This is a genomic window from Tropicibacter alexandrii, from assembly GCF_003667315.2.
Classification (GTDB): Bacteria; Pseudomonadota; Alphaproteobacteria; order Rhodobacterales; family Rhodobacteraceae; genus Tropicibacter; species Tropicibacter alexandrii.
Window position 1 is genome coordinate 140,184 of the sequence record NZ_RCTZ02000007.1, and the last position, 14,879, is coordinate 155,062.

Consider the following 14,879-nt stretch of genomic DNA (forward strand, 5'->3'; position numbering starts at 1 on the left):
TAAGAGAGACAAGAACAAGACACCACGGGGGGTGGCTGGAATGATCAGATCTGAACTGATCCAGAAGATTGCGGATGAGAACCCGCACCTGTATCAGCGGGACGTGGAGAGGATCGTGAACACGATCTTCGAGGAAATCACCAATGCCATGGCCCGGGGTGATCGGGTCGAGCTGCGGGGCTTCGGGGCCTTTTCGGTCAAGAAGCGGGACGCGCGGACCGGACGCAACCCGAGGACGGGTGAGGCGGTCGAGGTCGAGGAAAAGCACGTCCCCTTCTTCAAGACCGGCAAGCTTCTGCGGGACCGCCTGAACGGACATACTGATTGATGCGCTATATCCGCTACGCCTTTCTTGCCTTGCTGGCCATTTGCCTCGTGGTCGTGGCCCTCGCCAATCGCCAGTCGGTGGCGCTGAACAGCCTTCCTGACGGTTTGGCGACCTTTCCCGGCTTGGGACCGTTCGCCGTTTCCGTCGAGCTGCCTTTGTTCATCGTGATCTTTGCGGGCATCGTGGCGGGGCTTTTGATCGGCTTCGTCTGGGAATGGCTGCGCGAGCACAAGTATCGCGCCGAGGCCGCCCGCAAGAAGGGTGAGGTCAAGAAGCTTGAACGCGAGCTGAAGAAGACGCAGGCGGAGCGGGACAAGGACAAGGACGAGGTCCTGGCGATTCTGGATCAATCCGCCTGATCCATCCGCGGGGAGGGGGCTCTGCCCCCCGGCGCGTGCCGCGCCTCCCCCGGGGTATTTTCAAAGAGAAGAAGACAGGGGCCGCGATGCAGGACATCCGGATCAAGATTTGTGGCCTGACGCGGGTGCGCGATGTCGAGGCGGTGGCCGAGGCCGGGGTGAACTATTTCGGTCTCGTGTTCTTTGCCAAGAGCCCGCGCAACGTGAGCATCGCGCAGGCGCGCGACTTGGCCTTGGCGGCGCCCGTGGGGTTGGCGAAGGTCGGTTTGATGGTCAATCCGACGGATGACGACTTGCGGATGATCCTCGACGAGGTTCCCTTGGACATGATCCAATTGCATGGGTCCGAAAGCCCGGAACGGGTGGCCGAGGTACGGGCACGATACGGCCTGCCGGTGATGAAGGCGGTGGGGGTGGCCGACGAGGCGGATCTGGCACGGGTGGCATCCTACCAGCCGGTGGCGGACCAATTGCTGATCGACGCGAAGCCGCCAAAGGGCGGCGATCTTCCGGGCGGCAACGGTTTGAGTTTCGACTGGCGGCTGGTGGCGGGGCGCCGGTTCGGCAAGCCATGGATGCTGGCCGGGGGATTGACGCCCGAGAATGTCGCGACGGCGATCGCCATGACCGGTGCGCGGCAGGTGGACCTGTCGTCGGGGGTCGAGAGCGCGCCGGGGGTGAAGGATGCGGGTCTGATCCGCGCCTTCGTGCAGGCGGCCCGCAGCGCGGCGGCGAAGGCCCCGCCGCGCCTGTGACCCCGCTCCGGGCGAAGACCCGGAGCCTCTGGGTCAGAGCAGGTCCAGCACGCGTTCCGGCGGGCGGCCGATGACGGCCTTTTCGCCTGCAAACAGGACGGGGCGTTCGATCAGCTTTGGCTGCTCTGCCATGGCCTGCAGGAGGGCGTCGTCGGCCATGTCCGTGGTCAGGCCCATTTCCTTGAAGGTGGTTTCTTTCGTGCGCATCATCTCGACGGCGGACAGGCCGAGCGCCGCCTGAGCCGCGCGCAATTCGTCAAGGCTGGGCGCGTCGTCGAGATAGCGGCGGAGGGTGACATCGGCGCCGCGCTCTTCGAGAAGCGCAAGCGCATGACGGGATTTCGAGCAGCGTGGATTGTGCCACAGGATCAGAGCCATGTGTCGCGTCCTTGTCCAACGGCTTGCGCGGCGGTGCAGCCTTCGCGTTCGAGGATGGCGTCGAGGCCGTGGACGATGTTGGGGATCAGCGACATGCCGCCATAGACCAGCGCGGTGTAGAGTTGCACGGCAGACGCCCCCGCGAGGATCTTCTGCCACGCCTGTTCCGCCGTGCTGACGCCGCCGACGCCGATCAGGGGAATCTTGCCGTCGGTCAGTTGGGAGAGCCGGGCGAGGGTGCGGGTCGATTTCTCGAACAGCGGCGCGCCGGAGAGGCCGCCGGGTTCGTCCCTGAAGCGGGATGTCAGCCCGTCCCGCGACAGGGTGGTGTTGGTGGCGATGACACCCGCCACGCCGGAGGCGAGCGCGACCTCGGCCACGTCCTCCAGCCCTTGGGCATCGAGATCGGGGGCGATCTTGAGAAAGACCGCGATCGGCGTGTCGAGAGCGCCGCGCGCCTCCATGACACCGGCGAGCAGGGCCGACAGCGCCTCCTTGCCTTGCAGGTCGCGCAGTTTCTCGGTGTTGGGGGAGGAGACGTTGACGGTGGCGAAGTCCAGATAGGGGCCGCAGCGGGTCAGGACCTTGGCGAAATCCGCCGCGCGGTCTTCGCTGTCCTTGTTGGCACCAAGGTTGAGGCCAAGGACCATGTCGCGCGGGCGCTTCATCAGGCGGCCTGCGATGGCCTCCATCCCGTCATTGTTGAAGCCGAACCGGTTTATGGCCGCGCGGTCCTCGGTCAGGCGAAAGAGGCGTGGTTTGGGGTTGCCGGCTTGCGGGCGAGGCGTGGCGGCGCCGACCTCGACAAAGCCGAAGCCCGCGCGTGACAGGCCGTCGAGCACCTCGGCATTCTTGTCGAAACCGGCGGCAAGGCCAAGCGGGTTGGGCAGGCTCAGCCCGGCGACGGTGCACCGCAGCCGGTCCGAGGTGATCTGACCGGGGGCAGGCGCCAGCCCCATGCCGAGCGCCTTCATGGCCAGCCCATGGGCGGCCTCCGGGTCCATCCGGTGGAGCAGGGTCATGCCTGCCTTTTCGAACAGGTTCATCCGAACACGTCTCCTGTCGTGGCGGGGGCTGTGCGGATCAGGCGCGACTCCGCCACGGCGGCCTGACGGTGGATGACGGCCCGCGCATAGTCCGGATCCTTGACCATCGCCATGAAGGCATGGGCGGACGGGTAGCGCGCGATGAAGACGTGGTCCCAAACCTCGTCGGATGGGCCGATCAACGTGCAACGATAGCCGCCGCGCCACAGGATCGATCCGCCGACGCGCGCCAAGACCGGACCGCTTTCCGCGCCGTAGCGGGCATAGGCCTCGGCTCCGCTGAGGCCGTCATCATAGAGTGCGTGGTCCTCGGGATAGCGGGCGATCTCGCGCAGACGCACGAGGTTGAGCATTTCGCAAGGTTCGTCCCGATCAAGCGCCTTGAAGGCGTCGAACTGCGCGCGCTCCGGGTCGATATGGCTCATGCTAACGTCTCGGGGAAGACATGACCCTCGGGACCAAGCGGCAGCGGCTGGCACCACGTCACATGGGCCAGCGTCAGCGGGCCGTAATAATGCGGGAACAGGGCGCCGCCGCGCGAGACTTCCCATTTGAGGGCATCGCCCATGCGGTCGGTGTCGAGTTCCGCCAGCATCAGCCCGTCAACCCCGGCGAAATGTTTCGCCGCCGTCTCGCGCGCCTGTTCGGCGGTGGAGAAATGGATGAAGCCGTCGGTGACGTCGATGGGCGCGCCGGGTGTTTCGCCCTTGGCGCGCAGGTCCGACCATTCGTCGGCGCGGAGGATCTTGTATATCAGCATGCACGCGGTTTGCCCCGACCTGCGCGCCCGGTCAAGCGCTGCGCGCAAGGCGCTTCGAAGCGCCTTGGTGGCGCGCCGTTCCCTAGGGGCGCCCAAGCGCTTTCGAAAGCGCTTGTTCAAGGCCCTTCGAAGGGCCTTGCGGCGCGCAGGGCAAAGCGCGCGCCTGGGGGCATCGACCTGTCGCCGCGATTTCACGCAAGTTCGTCATGCACGCGTCACATGACGCGGCGATACCGCGCATCAGGCTTTGACTCTTTGGTCCAACCGGGGTCTGCTGTTCGGATAACAACTCTGACAGAGAGGTTTTCACCCATGTATCGTCTGATGACCAGCGCCGCCGCGCTTGCCATGATGGCAGGCACCGCGCAGGCCGACTATTCCCTGACCATCCTGCACACGAACGACTTCCACGCCCGCTTCGAGCCGATCAGCAAATATGATTCGGGCTGCTCCGCCGAGGACAACGATGCCGGTGAATGCTTTGGCGGCTCCGCCCGCCTCATGACCGCCATTTCCGAGGCAAAGGCCCGCAGCAACAACCACATCCTCGTGGATGGCGGCGACCAGTTCCAAGGCACGCTCTTCTACACCTATTACAAGGGCAAGCTGGCCGCCGAGATGATGAACCAGATGGGCTATGACGCGATGACCGTGGGCAACCACGAATTCGACGATGGCCCCGAGGTGCTGCGCGGTTTCATGGATGCGGTCGACTTCCCCGTCCTGATGTCCAACGCCGATGTCTCGGGCGAGCCGCTGCTGGCCGATGTCCTGATGAAATCCACCGTGATCGAGCGCGGCGGCGAGCGTCTGGGCCTGATCGGCCTGACCCCGCAGGACACCGATGAACTGGCCTCCCCCGGCAAGAACATCATCTTCACCGATCCGTCGGGCGCGGTGCAGGGCGAGGTCGACAAGCTGACCGCCGATGGCGTCAACAAGATCATCGTCCTGTCGCATTCAGGCTATGGCGTCGACCAGATGGTCGCGCAGAACACCACCGGGGTCGACGTGATCGTCGGCGGTCACTCCAACACCCTGCTTGGCGACATGGACGGCGCAGTGGGCGCCTATCCGACCGTCGTCAATGGTGTGCAGATCGTTCAGGCCTATGCATATGGCAAGTTCCTGGGCGAACTGAACGTGACCTTCGACGATGACGGCAACGTCATCGAAGCCGTGGGCGCGCCGATCATCATGGACGCCGCCGTGACCGAGGACGAGGCCACCAAGGCCCGCATCACCGAGGCCGCCGCCCCGCTGGAGGAAATCCGCAACAAGGTCGTGGCCGAAGCCGCCGAACCCATCGAAGGCAACCGCGATGTCTGCCGCGCGATGGAATGCTCCATGGGCAACCTCGTGGCGGATGCCATGCTCGACCGGGTCAAGGATCAGGGCGTCGAGATCGCCATCGCCAACTCCGGTGGCCTGCGCGCGTCCATCGGCGCGGGCGAAGTCACCATGGGCGAGGTGCTGACCGTGCTGCCCTTCCAGAACACGCTCTCGACCTTCCAGGTCTCGGGCGCGACCATCGTCGAGGCGCTGGAAAACGGCGTCAGCCAGATCGAAGAGGGCGCAGGCCGCTTCCCGCAGGTGGCGGGCATGACCTTCACCGTCGATCCCTCGGCCGAGGCCGGCAGCCGCGTGTCCGAGGTCATGGTCGGCGGCGCGCCGATCGACATGGACAAGATGTATGGCGTTGTTTCCAACAACTACGTCCGCAATGGCGGCGACGGCTACAAGATGTTCACCGATGCGGAAAACGCCTACGACTTCGGGCCGGATCTGGCGGATGTGACGGCGGAATACCTCGCCGCCGAGGGGCCGTACCAGCCCTACACGGATGGCCGCATCAAGATCATGGGCCAATAACCCCTGAAATCAGCGCCTCCCCCTCGCTTCTTTGGTCCAAAAATACCTTGGGGGGAGGCGCGCCAGCGCCGGGGGGCAAAGCCCCCCAGCCACCTTATTCGGCGGCCATGCCTTCGGTGAATTGCAGCCGCGCCAGCCGGGCATAAAGCCCGCCCTCGGCCACCAGCGCGTCATGCGTGCCCTGCGCGACGATCCGGCCCTGATCCATCACCACGATCCGATCCGCCTTCTTCACCGTCGCCAGACGGTGCGCGACGATGATCGTCGTGCGACCCTCGGCCAGCTTGTCGACGGCGGCCTGCACCAGACGCTCGCTTTCGGCATCCAAGGCGCTCGTCGCCTCGTCCAGCAGCAGAACGGGCGCATCGCGCAGGATCGCGCGGGCAATCGCCACGCGCTGCTTCTGGCCGCCCGACAGCATGACGCCACGTTCGCCGAGCCATGTGTCATAGCCGTCGGGCAGGGCGTCGATGAACTCATGCGCGGCGGCGGCGCGGGCGGCGGCCTCGACCTCGTCGCGCGCCGCATCCGGTCGGCCAAAGCGGATATTGTCCAGCGCCGAGGCGGCAAAGATCACCGGGTCCTGCGGCACCAGTGCCAGCGCCCGGCGGAAGTCGTGCCGTGCCATGGCGTTCAACGCCACGCCGTCCAGCGTGATCGCCCCCGAGGCCGGGTCGTAGAACCGTTGGATCAACTGGATGATCGTCGTCTTGCCCGCGCCCGACGGGCCAACCAGCGCCACGGTCTCGCCCGGTGCGATGCGCAGGCTGACGCCCTCCAGTGCCGACACGTCAGGGCGGGTGGGATAGGCGAAGTGCACATCGTCAAAGACGAGTTCGCCACGCACGGGCGCGGGAAGACCAACCGGAGCGCGCGGATCGGTGACGGTGTCCTCGGCCTGCAACAGCTCGACCAGCCGTTCGGTCGCGCCGGCGGCGCGCTGCAATTCGCCGAACACTTCGGACAGCGCACCCACCGCGCCTGCGACCATCACCGAATAGATCACGAACTGGATCAGGGTGCCTGCCGACATGCCGCCCGCGCGGACGTCCCATGCGCCGACCCAAAGCACGCCGACAATGCCGGTGAAGACCAGAAAGATGACGATCATCGTCATGCCCGCGCGGGTCCAGATCCGCTTGCGCGCCGAATCGAAGCTTTTCTCCGTCACGTCGCCAAAGGCCGCACGCGACAGCGCCTCGTGGGTATAGGCCTGCACCGTCTGCACGCTCAGAAGCGCCTCTGACGCGTTGCCCGAGGACACTGCGATCCAGTCCTGGTTTTCCCGGCTGAGCTTGCGCAGGCGCTTGCCCAGCACGATGATCGGCACCACCACGGCGGGCACGATCAACAGCACCAGCCCGGTCAGCTTGGGCGAGGTGAACATCATCAGGATCATCCCGCCCGAGAACAACAACACGTTGCGCAGCGCGATGGAAATCGACGAGCCGATCACCGACAGGATCAGCGTCGTGTCGGTGGTGATGCGCGACAGGACCTCGCCGGTCATGATCTTTTCGTAGAAGGCGGGCGACAGGCCGATCACCTTGTCGAACACCGCCTTGCGAATATCGGCTACGACCCGTTCGCCCAGCCGCGTCACCAGCGCATAGCGCGCCGCGGTGCCCACCGCCAGCAGCGCCGCCAGCCCGAGCGCCGCGCCGAAATACTGGTCCAGCAGCACGCCGTCGGTGTTGTTGAAATTGTCTACCACCCGGCGCACCGCCAAGGGCAGGGTCAGCGACACCGCCGCCGTGGCCGACAGCGCCGCCAACGCGGCCATCATCAACAGGCGGTAGGGCGCCAGAAACGGCCAGAGTGCGCCGAGCGAGCCGATCTTCTTCGACTTCGCGCGTTCCTCGTCGGGACTGGTGAGGGTGCGGGCCATGTCGTCTCCTGTCCTTGTCTGGCAAGGGGTTTGGCCATCCAGCGCGCGCGGGTCAAGCGCCGAAAGGACGCGGCCTAGGCGATTTGTGCGGGATCGAAAGAGGAAAGGTTGGAGCGGGCGACGGGAATCGAACCCGTATCTCTTGCTTGGAAGGCAAGGGTCTTACCATTACACAACGCCCGCTTCGGCCCCTGATTATGACAGCCGGGCGCAGGCGTCAAGCGGTGCGCGCGCGTGGGCGCTGTGTCGTCTTTTTCGCGTAGTTTCGTCAAATTCGCCCCAATTTTGCCGCGATTCACCCTTAAACACTTTGCAAAGGATACACGTGGTGGGGGCCTCGTGAGTTCAGGAGCTGCCATGTTTCGCAAAATCGGTCTGACCGTCGCTCTCGCCCTTGGTGTCGTTGCCACTCCGCTGGCCGCCGAGGAGCATTATGTCTTGCTGATGGGCACCGGCTATTTCCCGGATTACGTCTATCCGGAGGTTGGCGACACGATCAAATTCGTCAACGCGTCGATCTACCCGATGAGTGCGACCGCCGTGGACCTGAGCTGGGACACTGGCGTCCTTCTGCCGCAAGAGACCGTCACCATCGAGGTCTTCGACGGCATGAAGCAGACCTTCAACAACGTGGTCGACACCAATTATGACGGCAATGGCCAGCCGATCGGAACCAATGCGATCGGCGTGATCGAATACACACGGCAGGCCGACCTCGCGACCAACACCCTGACTGGCGAAGTCCACGAAGAGGCGATCAATTAAGGCGCGACCGGCTCGATCAGCTGCGCGCCGCTTGCGCGGTTGGAATTGACCTGCGTGGACACGCGATGAAAGGCCAGTGCCCCTTCGGGCGCTGGCTGCATCAGTTTGGCCGCGCCGTGCCCGTCCTCGCCCAGCCATTTCGCCCAGTCCGTCTGTTCCAGCGTGACGGGCATGCGGTGGTGGATCTGTGACATCTGGTCATTGGCGCCGATGGTGACGATGGCACAGGTGCGCATCCGCTCGGCCTCCGGCCCCCAATCCTGCCAGACCCCGGCAAAGACCAGCGGATCGCCATCGGCGCGGGTGATGTACCACGGCAGGCGGTTGCCGTCCTCGTCCTTGGTCCATTCGTAGAACCCGGTGCAGGGGATCAGGCAGCGGCGTTCGCGGCAGGCGGCGCGAAAGGCGGGTTTCTCGGCGATGGTCTCGGCGCGGGCGTTGATCAGCAGCGGGCCGTCATTGGGTTTCTTGTACCAATGCGGGATGAAGCCCCAGCGCATGGCGGTCAGCCTGCGCGCGCCGTCGCTGAGGACGGTGTGGATTTGGTTGGTGGGGCAGACGTTGTAGTTCGGCACACTGGGCAGGTCGTTGGCGGGCTGCGCGTCGAACAGCTGCGCCATGGCATCCGTGGGCAGAGTGACTGCAAACCGCCCGCACATGCCTAGCGCCCCAGCGTCGAATACAGCATCAGCCCCCACGCGGTCAGATGCTTGTCGAGCGCCCCCCACAGCGCGCCAAAGCGCAGGGGGTCCGTCCGGGTCGCCTCGGCGATCTGCGCCAGCGCGCGGCGCCCGTCGATGGCGGCGATCAGGGGGGCCGCGTCCTTGGGGAGTGTCACGCGTTCGCTGACGCCGCCCATGTTGATCGGCAGGGGTTTGCCCTGCGCCACCGCCTGCGCCAAGGCACGGGGCTGGACGCCGCGCAGATGCGGGATCAGCTGGCGGTTGCTGCCCTTGGCGGGTTTGCGAAGGTCATCCGATGGCACCGCATAGGCGGCGTGCAGCTTGATCGTGCCGCGCAGCTTTTCGGCCACGGCCATCGCCTCGCCATCCCCCATGCCCTCAGGCCGCGAGGCAATGCGGGACAAGTCATAAAGGGCAGGCGTGCAGAAGGATTGCAGCCGCCAGCCGGTTTGGTCGAGCACCGCCAGCAGGTCACCCACGTCAAAGGCCCGATCCTGCCCGTGCAGCAGCAGGTCATAGAAGCCGGCATCGCTTTGACGGTGGTCGGTCAGGTGCGGGTTGACGGCAAAGGGGTGGCCTGCGGGCAGGTTTGTGACGATCTCCTTGGCCTTGGCCAGCCGGTCTTGCGGCGGCAACCCGTCGAACAGCGTGCCGAACGCCTCTTGCAACGGGTAGACGCCGGAGCGGCCATAGGGCGCGTAGACCATGAAACCCAAGCCCCCGCCCGGTGCCAGCGCCTTGCGCAGCGCCGCGAACCCCTCGGCGGGGTCGGGCAGGTGATGCAGCACGCCGCAGCAGTCGATATAGTCGAACTGGCCATAATCGGGCGCATCCAGCAATGACCCGGTGTGGAAGGTGATCCCGGTCAGCCCGCGCGCCTGCGCCCGCGCCTCGGCCACGGCGCGCGAGGCGGTCGAGAGGTCGACATAGGTGATGTCATAGGGCTTGCCCGCGCTGGTCAGCACCTGCGCCAGTTGGATCAGCCCGTCACCGGTGCCGCCTCCCGCCACGAGGATGCGCAAGGGCTGCGACCAGTCGCGGCGGCCCTCCCACAGGAAATGGTCCATCTCCAGCGGATGCGAGGGCGAGCCGGTGATCAGGCGCTTGGCCTCGTCGCTTGGGTCACGCTCGGGATAGGGGTAGGCTTCGTATTGTTCGCTGACGCTGACCATGCAGGCTTGGCCTTTCCGATTGCGGTGCACAGAGAGTTTCGGCAGGGTCGCCGCATGACGCACGTGCCTATTTGTCTGCCCTATCATTCCGGAAATGGCCATACCCGTCGCCTTGTCGAGGCCATTGCCGAAGGGATTGGCGACACGGCCCGGATGATCGACGTGACCCGCCTGACCACATCCGACTGGCAGGCGCTGGATCGGGCGGCGGGCGTGGTCTTTGCCACGCCGACCTATATGGGCAGCACCTCCGCCGCCTATGCCGCCTTTCTCGAAGAGGCCGGGGACCGTTGGGCCGCGGGCGGTTGGCTAGACACGATCGCAGCGGGAGCAACGGTGGCCAGCTATCCGTCGGGCGACAAACTTGCGACGCTTCAGCGGCTTGTCGTTTTCGCCGCGCAGATGGGCATGATCTGGGTGGGGCAGTCCGAAATCGGCGCGCCGGTCGATCGGGCGCGCCCCGGGATCAATCGGGACGGCAGCCATCTGGGGCTGATGGCGACCGCCGCGCGGGACAAGACGGTGCTTGTCGAAGAGCACGATCTGGCGACGGCACGGCTGTTCGGGGCACGGATCGCGCAAGCGGTGCGGCGCTGGGGGCAGGCCTAGCCTTTGCGGGCGAGGTCCCGCTTGGCCTCCAGCAGCGAGATGTCGGTCATCAAACGCTTACGCTCGGTGCGATCCGCCGTTTCCAGCAGCTCGGCGCGCAATCGCGCCAGTTCCTTCGACAGGGAGACAAAGGCAGGCTCGGCCCCGTTCTCCTGCAGGATGCGGTTCAACACCCCGTCCACGGACGGATCGCGTGGCGGCAGGGGCTTGCCCGCGCCCGGCAGGTTGTCAAAGGCGCCCTTTGCTTCGGCGGCGCGGATCTTGGCGCTGATGAGGTCGATCAGGGGATGGTCCATCCAGACAATATAGGCCCGGCGCAGCCGGGCGGCAATGCGGGCGAAACGCTGCGTCACAGGCCACCTGCCGCAGCGTCCATCCCGCTTGCGCGCTGCACGGTTCTTGCCCAGACTGAACAAAACGAACGGGAGGAGGCGACCATGACCTATGCAGGTGTGGCCGATCGCAATGCCATAGAAGCGCAGATGCCTTGGGCCGAACGCGACGTGCCGGCCACGCTCTGGGCGCAGTTGACCAAGACGGCGGCTGCGTTTCCGGCGCGGCCCGCCGTCAGCTATCAGCTGACCTCGGGCGCGACCGACAAGGCCGAGACGCTGTCCTGGGCCGAACTGCGCGACCAGACCGCGCAGGCGGCGAACCTGTTCCGCAAGCTGGGCGTGGGTGAAAACGACGTGGTCGCCTATGTCCTGCCGAACTGCAACGAGACCATCGCGACGCTGCTGGGCGGGGCCGTGGCCGGGATCGTTAACCCGATCAACCCGCTGCTGGAGCCGGAACAGATCGGTGCGATCCTGCGCGAAACCGGGGCCAAGGTCGTGGTCACGCTGAAACCCTTCCCCAAGACCGACATCGCGCAAAAGGTGTCCGAGGCGGTGCGCCATGCGCCGAAATGCAATACGGTTCTGGAAATCGACCTGAACCGGTACCTGAGCCCGCCGAAATCCTGGCTGGTGCCCTTCCTGCGGCCCAAGATCGAGGGCACGCGCCACGCCGATTACCTCGACTTCGTCAAGGAAGTGGCCAAGCAGCCCACCGAGTTGCAGTTCGAGGACAGCACGGGCGACCGGGTCGCCGCCTATTTCCACACGGGCGGCACGACGGGCATGCCCAAGGTGGCGCAGCACCTGTATTCCGGCATGATCTACAACGGCTGGCTGGGCGCGACCCTGCTGTTCGACGAGACCGACAACATCATGTGCCCGCTGCCGCTGTTCCACGTCTTTGCCTGCCACGTCATCCTGATGGCCGCGATCTGTTCGGGGGCGCATGTGGTCTTCCCGACGCCTGCGGGCTATCGCGGCGAGGGGGTGTTCGACAATTTCTGGAAGCTCTGCGAGCGGTGGAAGATCAGCTTTGTCATCACGGTGCCCACCGCTGTCAGCGCGCTGATGCAGCGCAAGGTCGATGCGGATATCTCTTCGGTGAAGACGGCGTTTTCGGGCTCGGCGCCCATGCCGTTGGAACTGTTCAAGCGGTTCCAGACCTCCTGCGGCGTGACCATCTGCGAGGGCTACGGCCTGACCGAGGCGACCTGCCTCGTGTCGGTCAACCCGCCCGATGGCGAGAAGAAGGTCGGCTCGGTCGGCATCGCATTGCCCTATACGCAGGTCAAGATCGTCAAGCAGACCGATGCTGGTCCGGTGGAATGCGCCACGGACGAGGTGGGTGAGATCTGTATCTCCAACCCCGGCGTCTATGCGGGCAGCACCTATACCGAAGAGGACAAGAACCGCGACCTGTTCCATGAGGGGATCTACCTGCGGACGGGCGACCTTGGGCGGGTCGATTCGGACGGCTACCTTTGGATCACGGGACGGGCCAAGGACCTGATCATTCGCGGCGGTCACAATATCGACCCCGCCGAGATCGAAGAGGCGCTGCTGGCGCACCCGGCTGTGGCCTTTGCCGGGGCCATCGGCCAGCCCGATGCCCATTCCGGCGAACTGCCCTGCGCCTTCGTCGAACTGGTCGACGGGGCGACGGTCACGGAGGACGAGTTGATGGAACATGCCAAGGTGCATGTCCACGAACGCGCCGCGCACCCCAAGCACATGACCATCCTGCCGGAACTGCCCAAGACCGCCGTCGGCAAGGTCTTCAAGCCCGATCTGCGCAAGCATGCGATCACGCGGGTCTATAACGCGGCGCTTGAGGGCGCGGGGTGCCCGGCGCGGGTGGCCTCTGTCGTCGATGACAAGAAGCGCGGCCTCGTCGCGCAGATCGAGATGAACGGCGCGGGCAAGGACGAGGTCGGCCAAGTGCTGGGCGCCTTCGTCCGGCCTTGGGACGCGACGGCCTGACGCGGCGGGGGCAAGGCTCTTCGAAGAGCCTTGCGTGGCGCTGCCCTTACCGGTGCGCTGCCGTCCGAAAGGAAAGATTTGTCCCGCAAGAGCCGGGCGCGGCGATTGTCGGCTGGGCGGGCTCAAATTCCTTCAAAGGAATTTGCAAGGCTCTTCGAAGAGCCTTGCACCGCACCTCCATCAGCGGCGGATCGGATCGATGGGGGGTGCGCAAAGCCCGAGGCGCTCTTCCAGCACGCGGGCAACCTGCAACAGCCGTCCCTCGCCGCGCGGTTTGCCGATCAACTGGATGCCAACGGGCAGCCCCGCCTCAGTGAAGCCCACGGGCAAGGAGAGCGCGGGCAGGCCGCACAGGGTCGCCAGAAACGCAAAGCGCAGCCAGTCGAGATAATCCTTGCAGGGCACGCCCGCGACCTCGGTCGGGTATTCGACCTCGACCGGCAACGGCGGCAGGCCGGCGACCGGGCAGGCCAACACATCGTAGCGCGTCATGAAGTCCTGCATCACGCCGTAGGCGCGACCACGCGCGACCATCGCGTCGCCGATCTGCTCGACGGTCAGGGCCCGGCCATCCTCGATGTTCTGGCGCAGCGTTGGCTTGTACTGCGCGCGGATGCGCTCCGGCGTGTGGCGATACATCGTCCACATGTCCAAGGCCCGGTGCACGCGGAACGCCATCTCGATATCGCGCACCTGCGGTGTCTCTTCCTCGACCGAAACCCCGTCATCGGTCATCTGCCCAAGGGCGGTTCGCAGCAGCCCGTCCATCTCGGTGGTAACGGGGGCGACCCCGTTCAGGTCCGGCGAGAAGGCGATGCGGATCGGGCCCGGCTGCCGGAGGCACTGGTCGAGATACGTGGCCGCGGGCGCCGGATACGAGACCGGCCAGACTGGATCGAATCCGGCCATGGCGTCCAGCATCAGCGCGCAATCCGCGACGTTGCGCGCCATCGGACCGTCGACCGGCATCGTGCCCATCTTGAGCACGTCATGTCCGCCACCGGCGACGCCGGGCGAGGGGCGCAGCCCCACGACACCGCAATAGCTGGCGGGCGTGCGCAGGGACCCACCAAGGTCCGAGCCTTGGCTCAGCCAGACCTCGCCGGCGGCGAGGCCCGCCGCTGCGCCGCCGGAAGAGCCGCCCGCGTTCATCCGGGTGTCCCACGGATTGCGCGTCGCGCCGAAGACGGCGTTGAACGTGTTCGCGCCAGCCCCCATTTCCGGCGTGTTGGTCTTGCCGATGACGACGCCACCCCGGCCTTCGAGCCGGGTGACGATGGGGTCCGAGTGCTCGGGGACGAACTCCGCAAGACCGGGCGTGCCGAAGGTCGTCCGGACTCCGGCGACGGTGGTCAGATCCTTGATACCGATGGGCAGGCCCGCCAGCAGGGTCGACTTGTCGGCCTGCGCGGCGGCGGCGCGGGCGCGGTCCGGGCAGGGCGTGACCATGGCGTTGATCGCATCCGAGGTCTGGCCGATGCGCGTCAGGGACGCCTCGACCAGTTCGGCGGGCGACACCTCTCCGGCTTTCAACAGGGCAATGGCCTCGCGCGCGGTCAGGCGGCAGAGATCCGGTCCGGAGAAGACCGGCTCAGCAGGCGTTGTCGGTGTCGGCACAGAACATCTCGTAGAGCAGACCGATCACGCGGCTCGTGTTTTCATTGGCGAGGGAATAGTAGATCGTCTTGCCATCGCGGCGGGTGACGACCAGCCCTTCTTCGCGCAGGCGGGCGAGCATCTGGCTGACAGCAGCCTGCCGGATGTTCAGCAGGGCTTCCAACTCGCCCACCGATTTTTCGCCGCCGCCGAGATGGCACAGGATCATCAACCGACCTTCATGTGCCAGCGTCTTGAGAAACGCCGCCGCATTCTGGGCGTTGGCAGACATTTCATCGGGCGGGGCGGGGGGCTGTGTGACTGTATCCATCGTCTGCATCTGCTCTGTC

General features: G+C 65.8%; 17 protein-coding genes and 1 tRNA gene. 7 read left to right on the forward strand and 11 right to left on the reverse strand.

Going from position 1 to position 14,879, the window contains the following annotated elements; genetic code table 11:
• Positions 1-40: 40 nt before the first annotated feature.
• From ihfB to D8Z78_RS11220, 3 genes are all read left to right on the forward strand, one after another.
• Positions 41-328, forward strand: a complete 288-nt coding sequence (gene ihfB / locus D8Z78_RS11210; protein WP_121630223.1) for an integration host factor subunit beta — start codon at positions 41-43, stop codon at positions 326-328.
• Positions 328-687, forward strand: coding sequence for a LapA family protein (locus D8Z78_RS11215; RefSeq protein ID WP_121630224.1), 360 nt, complete (start codon positions 328-330; stop codon positions 685-687). The genes ihfB and D8Z78_RS11215 overlap by 1 nt, the downstream gene beginning before the upstream one ends.
• An 86-nt stretch (positions 688-773) precedes the next feature.
• The gene (locus D8Z78_RS11220) at positions 774-1,442 is read left to right on the forward strand and encodes a phosphoribosylanthranilate isomerase (RefSeq protein WP_121630225.1); all 669 of its coding nucleotides are present in this window, start codon (positions 774-776) and stop codon (positions 1,440-1,442) included.
• A gap of 33 nt (positions 1,443-1,475) precedes the next feature.
• Here D8Z78_RS11220 and arsC read toward each other — a convergent pair whose 3' ends face one another.
• Genes arsC through D8Z78_RS11240 form a run of 4 tightly spaced genes read right to left on the reverse strand, consistent with a single transcriptional unit; the run spans position 1,476 to position 3,626 of the window.
• Entirely contained in the window at positions 1,476-1,814 is a 339-nt protein-coding gene (gene arsC / locus D8Z78_RS11225; RefSeq protein WP_121630330.1) for an arsenate reductase (glutaredoxin), read from the reverse strand.
• Positions 1,811-2,866 carry a quinone-dependent dihydroorotate dehydrogenase gene (locus tag D8Z78_RS11230; protein WP_121630226.1) on the reverse strand — a complete coding sequence of 352 codons (1,056 nt, stop codon included), beginning with the start codon at positions 2,864-2,866 and terminating at the stop codon, positions 1,811-1,813. The genes arsC and D8Z78_RS11230 overlap by 4 nt, the downstream gene beginning before the upstream one ends.
• Entirely contained in the window at positions 2,863-3,291 is a 429-nt protein-coding gene (locus D8Z78_RS11235; protein ID WP_121630227.1) for a DUF1330 domain-containing protein, read from the reverse strand. Before D8Z78_RS11235 ends, D8Z78_RS11230 begins: the two co-directional genes overlap by 4 nt.
• Entirely contained in the window at positions 3,288-3,626 is a 339-nt protein-coding gene (locus D8Z78_RS11240; RefSeq protein WP_121630228.1) for a DUF952 domain-containing protein, read from the reverse strand. Before D8Z78_RS11240 ends, D8Z78_RS11235 begins: the two co-directional genes overlap by 4 nt.
• 312 nt (positions 3,627-3,938) lie before the next feature.
• On the opposite strand from D8Z78_RS11240, the gene D8Z78_RS11245 reads away from it, so the two are divergent.
• Positions 3,939-5,498, forward strand: a complete 1,560-nt coding sequence (locus D8Z78_RS11245) for a bifunctional metallophosphatase/5'-nucleotidase (protein ID WP_121630229.1) — start codon at positions 3,939-3,941, stop codon at positions 5,496-5,498.
• 94 nt (positions 5,499-5,592) lie between these two features.
• Here the strand turns inward: D8Z78_RS11245 and D8Z78_RS11250 are convergent, their stop codons facing one another.
• Together D8Z78_RS11250 and D8Z78_RS11255 are read right to left on the reverse strand one after the other, a co-directional pair.
• Complete coding sequence (locus D8Z78_RS11250) at positions 5,593-7,386, reverse strand: ABC transporter transmembrane domain-containing protein (protein ID WP_121630230.1); 1,794 nt, start codon at positions 7,384-7,386, stop codon at positions 5,593-5,595.
• A gap of 109 nt (positions 7,387-7,495) precedes the next feature.
• A tRNA-Gly gene (locus D8Z78_RS11255) sits at positions 7,496-7,569 on the reverse strand.
• Positions 7,570-7,743: 174 nt separating this feature from the next.
• Here D8Z78_RS11255 and D8Z78_RS11260 point away from each other — a divergent pair.
• On the forward strand, positions 7,744-8,151 hold the full coding sequence (locus tag D8Z78_RS11260) for a cupredoxin domain-containing protein (RefSeq protein ID WP_121630231.1): 408 nt from the start codon (positions 7,744-7,746) through the stop codon (positions 8,149-8,151).
• Here the strand turns inward: D8Z78_RS11260 and D8Z78_RS11265 are convergent.
• Both D8Z78_RS11265 and D8Z78_RS11270 read right to left on the reverse strand, forming a co-directional pair.
• A complete protein-coding gene (locus D8Z78_RS11265) occupies positions 8,148-8,810 on the reverse strand; it encodes an SOS response-associated peptidase (protein WP_121630232.1) in 663 nt (220 codons plus the stop codon). The genes D8Z78_RS11260 and D8Z78_RS11265 overlap by 4 nt on opposite strands.
• A gap of 2 nt (positions 8,811-8,812) precedes the next feature.
• Positions 8,813-10,006 (reverse strand): class I SAM-dependent methyltransferase, encoded by a 1,194-nt coding sequence (locus D8Z78_RS11270; RefSeq protein ID WP_121630233.1) that lies wholly within the window; start codon positions 10,004-10,006, stop codon positions 8,813-8,815.
• A 54-nt stretch (positions 10,007-10,060) separates the two neighbouring features.
• Here D8Z78_RS11270 and D8Z78_RS11275 point away from each other — a divergent pair, with 54 nt between their 5' ends.
• Positions 10,061-10,615 (forward strand): flavodoxin family protein, encoded by a 555-nt coding sequence (locus tag D8Z78_RS11275; protein WP_121630234.1) that lies wholly within the window; start codon positions 10,061-10,063, stop codon positions 10,613-10,615.
• On the opposite strand, the gene D8Z78_RS11280 is transcribed toward D8Z78_RS11275, so the two are convergent.
• Positions 10,612-10,911 carry a DnaJ family domain-containing protein gene (locus tag D8Z78_RS11280; RefSeq protein ID WP_121630331.1) on the reverse strand — a complete coding sequence of 100 codons (300 nt, stop codon included), beginning with the start codon at positions 10,909-10,911 and terminating at the stop codon, positions 10,612-10,614. The two genes, D8Z78_RS11275 and D8Z78_RS11280, sit on opposite strands and share 4 nt — an antisense overlap.
• Positions 10,912-11,052: 141 nt before the next feature.
• On the opposite strand from D8Z78_RS11280, the gene D8Z78_RS11285 reads away from it, so the two are divergent.
• The gene (locus D8Z78_RS11285; RefSeq protein ID WP_121630235.1) at positions 11,053-12,933 is read left to right on the forward strand and encodes an acyl-CoA synthetase; all 1,881 of its coding nucleotides are present in this window, start codon (positions 11,053-11,055) and stop codon (positions 12,931-12,933) included.
• A 180-nt stretch (positions 12,934-13,113) separates the two neighbouring features.
• Here D8Z78_RS11285 and D8Z78_RS11290 read toward each other — a convergent pair whose 3' ends face one another.
• A complete protein-coding gene (locus D8Z78_RS11290; RefSeq protein ID WP_121630236.1) occupies positions 13,114-14,550 on the reverse strand; it encodes an amidase in 1,437 nt (478 codons plus the stop codon).
• Positions 14,525-14,860 carry an ArsR/SmtB family transcription factor gene (locus D8Z78_RS11295; protein WP_240672093.1) on the reverse strand — a complete coding sequence of 112 codons (336 nt, stop codon included), beginning with the start codon at positions 14,858-14,860 and terminating at the stop codon, positions 14,525-14,527. The genes D8Z78_RS11290 and D8Z78_RS11295 overlap by 26 nt, the downstream gene beginning before the upstream one ends.
• Positions 14,861-14,879: the final 19 nt, after the last annotated feature.

Bases quoted from the DNA above. Each gene is read 5' to 3' on its own strand.
- ihfB (WP_121630223.1), top strand. From the start codon at position 41: ATGATCAGATCTGAACTGATCCAGAAGATTGCGGATGAGAACCCGCAC.
- D8Z78_RS11215 (WP_121630224.1), top strand. From the start codon at position 328: ATGCGCTATATCCGCTACGCCTTTCTTGCCTTGCTGGCCATTTGCCTC.
- D8Z78_RS11220 (WP_121630225.1), top strand. From the start codon at position 774: ATGCAGGACATCCGGATCAAGATTTGTGGCCTGACGCGGGTGCGCGAT.
- D8Z78_RS11230 (WP_121630226.1), bottom strand. From the start codon at position 2,866: ATGAACCTGTTCGAAAAGGCAGGCATGACCCTGCTCCACCGGATGGAC.
- D8Z78_RS11235 (WP_121630227.1), bottom strand. From the start codon at position 3,291: ATGAGCCATATCGACCCGGAGCGCGCGCAGTTCGACGCCTTCAAGGCG.
- D8Z78_RS11240 (WP_121630228.1), bottom strand. From the start codon at position 3,626: ATGCTGATATACAAGATCCTCCGCGCCGACGAATGGTCGGACCTGCGC.
- D8Z78_RS11245 (WP_121630229.1), top strand. From the start codon at position 3,939: ATGTATCGTCTGATGACCAGCGCCGCCGCGCTTGCCATGATGGCAGGC.
- D8Z78_RS11250 (WP_121630230.1), bottom strand. From the start codon at position 7,386: ATGGCCCGCACCCTCACCAGTCCCGACGAGGAACGCGCGAAGTCGAAG.
- D8Z78_RS11260 (WP_121630231.1), top strand. From the start codon at position 7,744: ATGTTTCGCAAAATCGGTCTGACCGTCGCTCTCGCCCTTGGTGTCGTT.
- D8Z78_RS11265 (WP_121630232.1), bottom strand. From the start codon at position 8,810: ATGTGCGGGCGGTTTGCAGTCACTCTGCCCACGGATGCCATGGCGCAG.
- D8Z78_RS11270 (WP_121630233.1), bottom strand. From the start codon at position 10,006: ATGGTCAGCGTCAGCGAACAATACGAAGCCTACCCCTATCCCGAGCGT.
- D8Z78_RS11275 (WP_121630234.1), top strand. From the start codon at position 10,061: ATGACGCACGTGCCTATTTGTCTGCCCTATCATTCCGGAAATGGCCAT.
- D8Z78_RS11280 (WP_121630331.1), bottom strand. From the start codon at position 10,911: ATGGACCATCCCCTGATCGACCTCATCAGCGCCAAGATCCGCGCCGCC.
- D8Z78_RS11285 (WP_121630235.1), top strand. From the start codon at position 11,053: ATGACCTATGCAGGTGTGGCCGATCGCAATGCCATAGAAGCGCAGATG.
- D8Z78_RS11295 (WP_240672093.1), bottom strand. From the start codon at position 14,860: ATGGATACAGTCACACAGCCCCCCGCCCCGCCCGATGAAATGTCTGCC.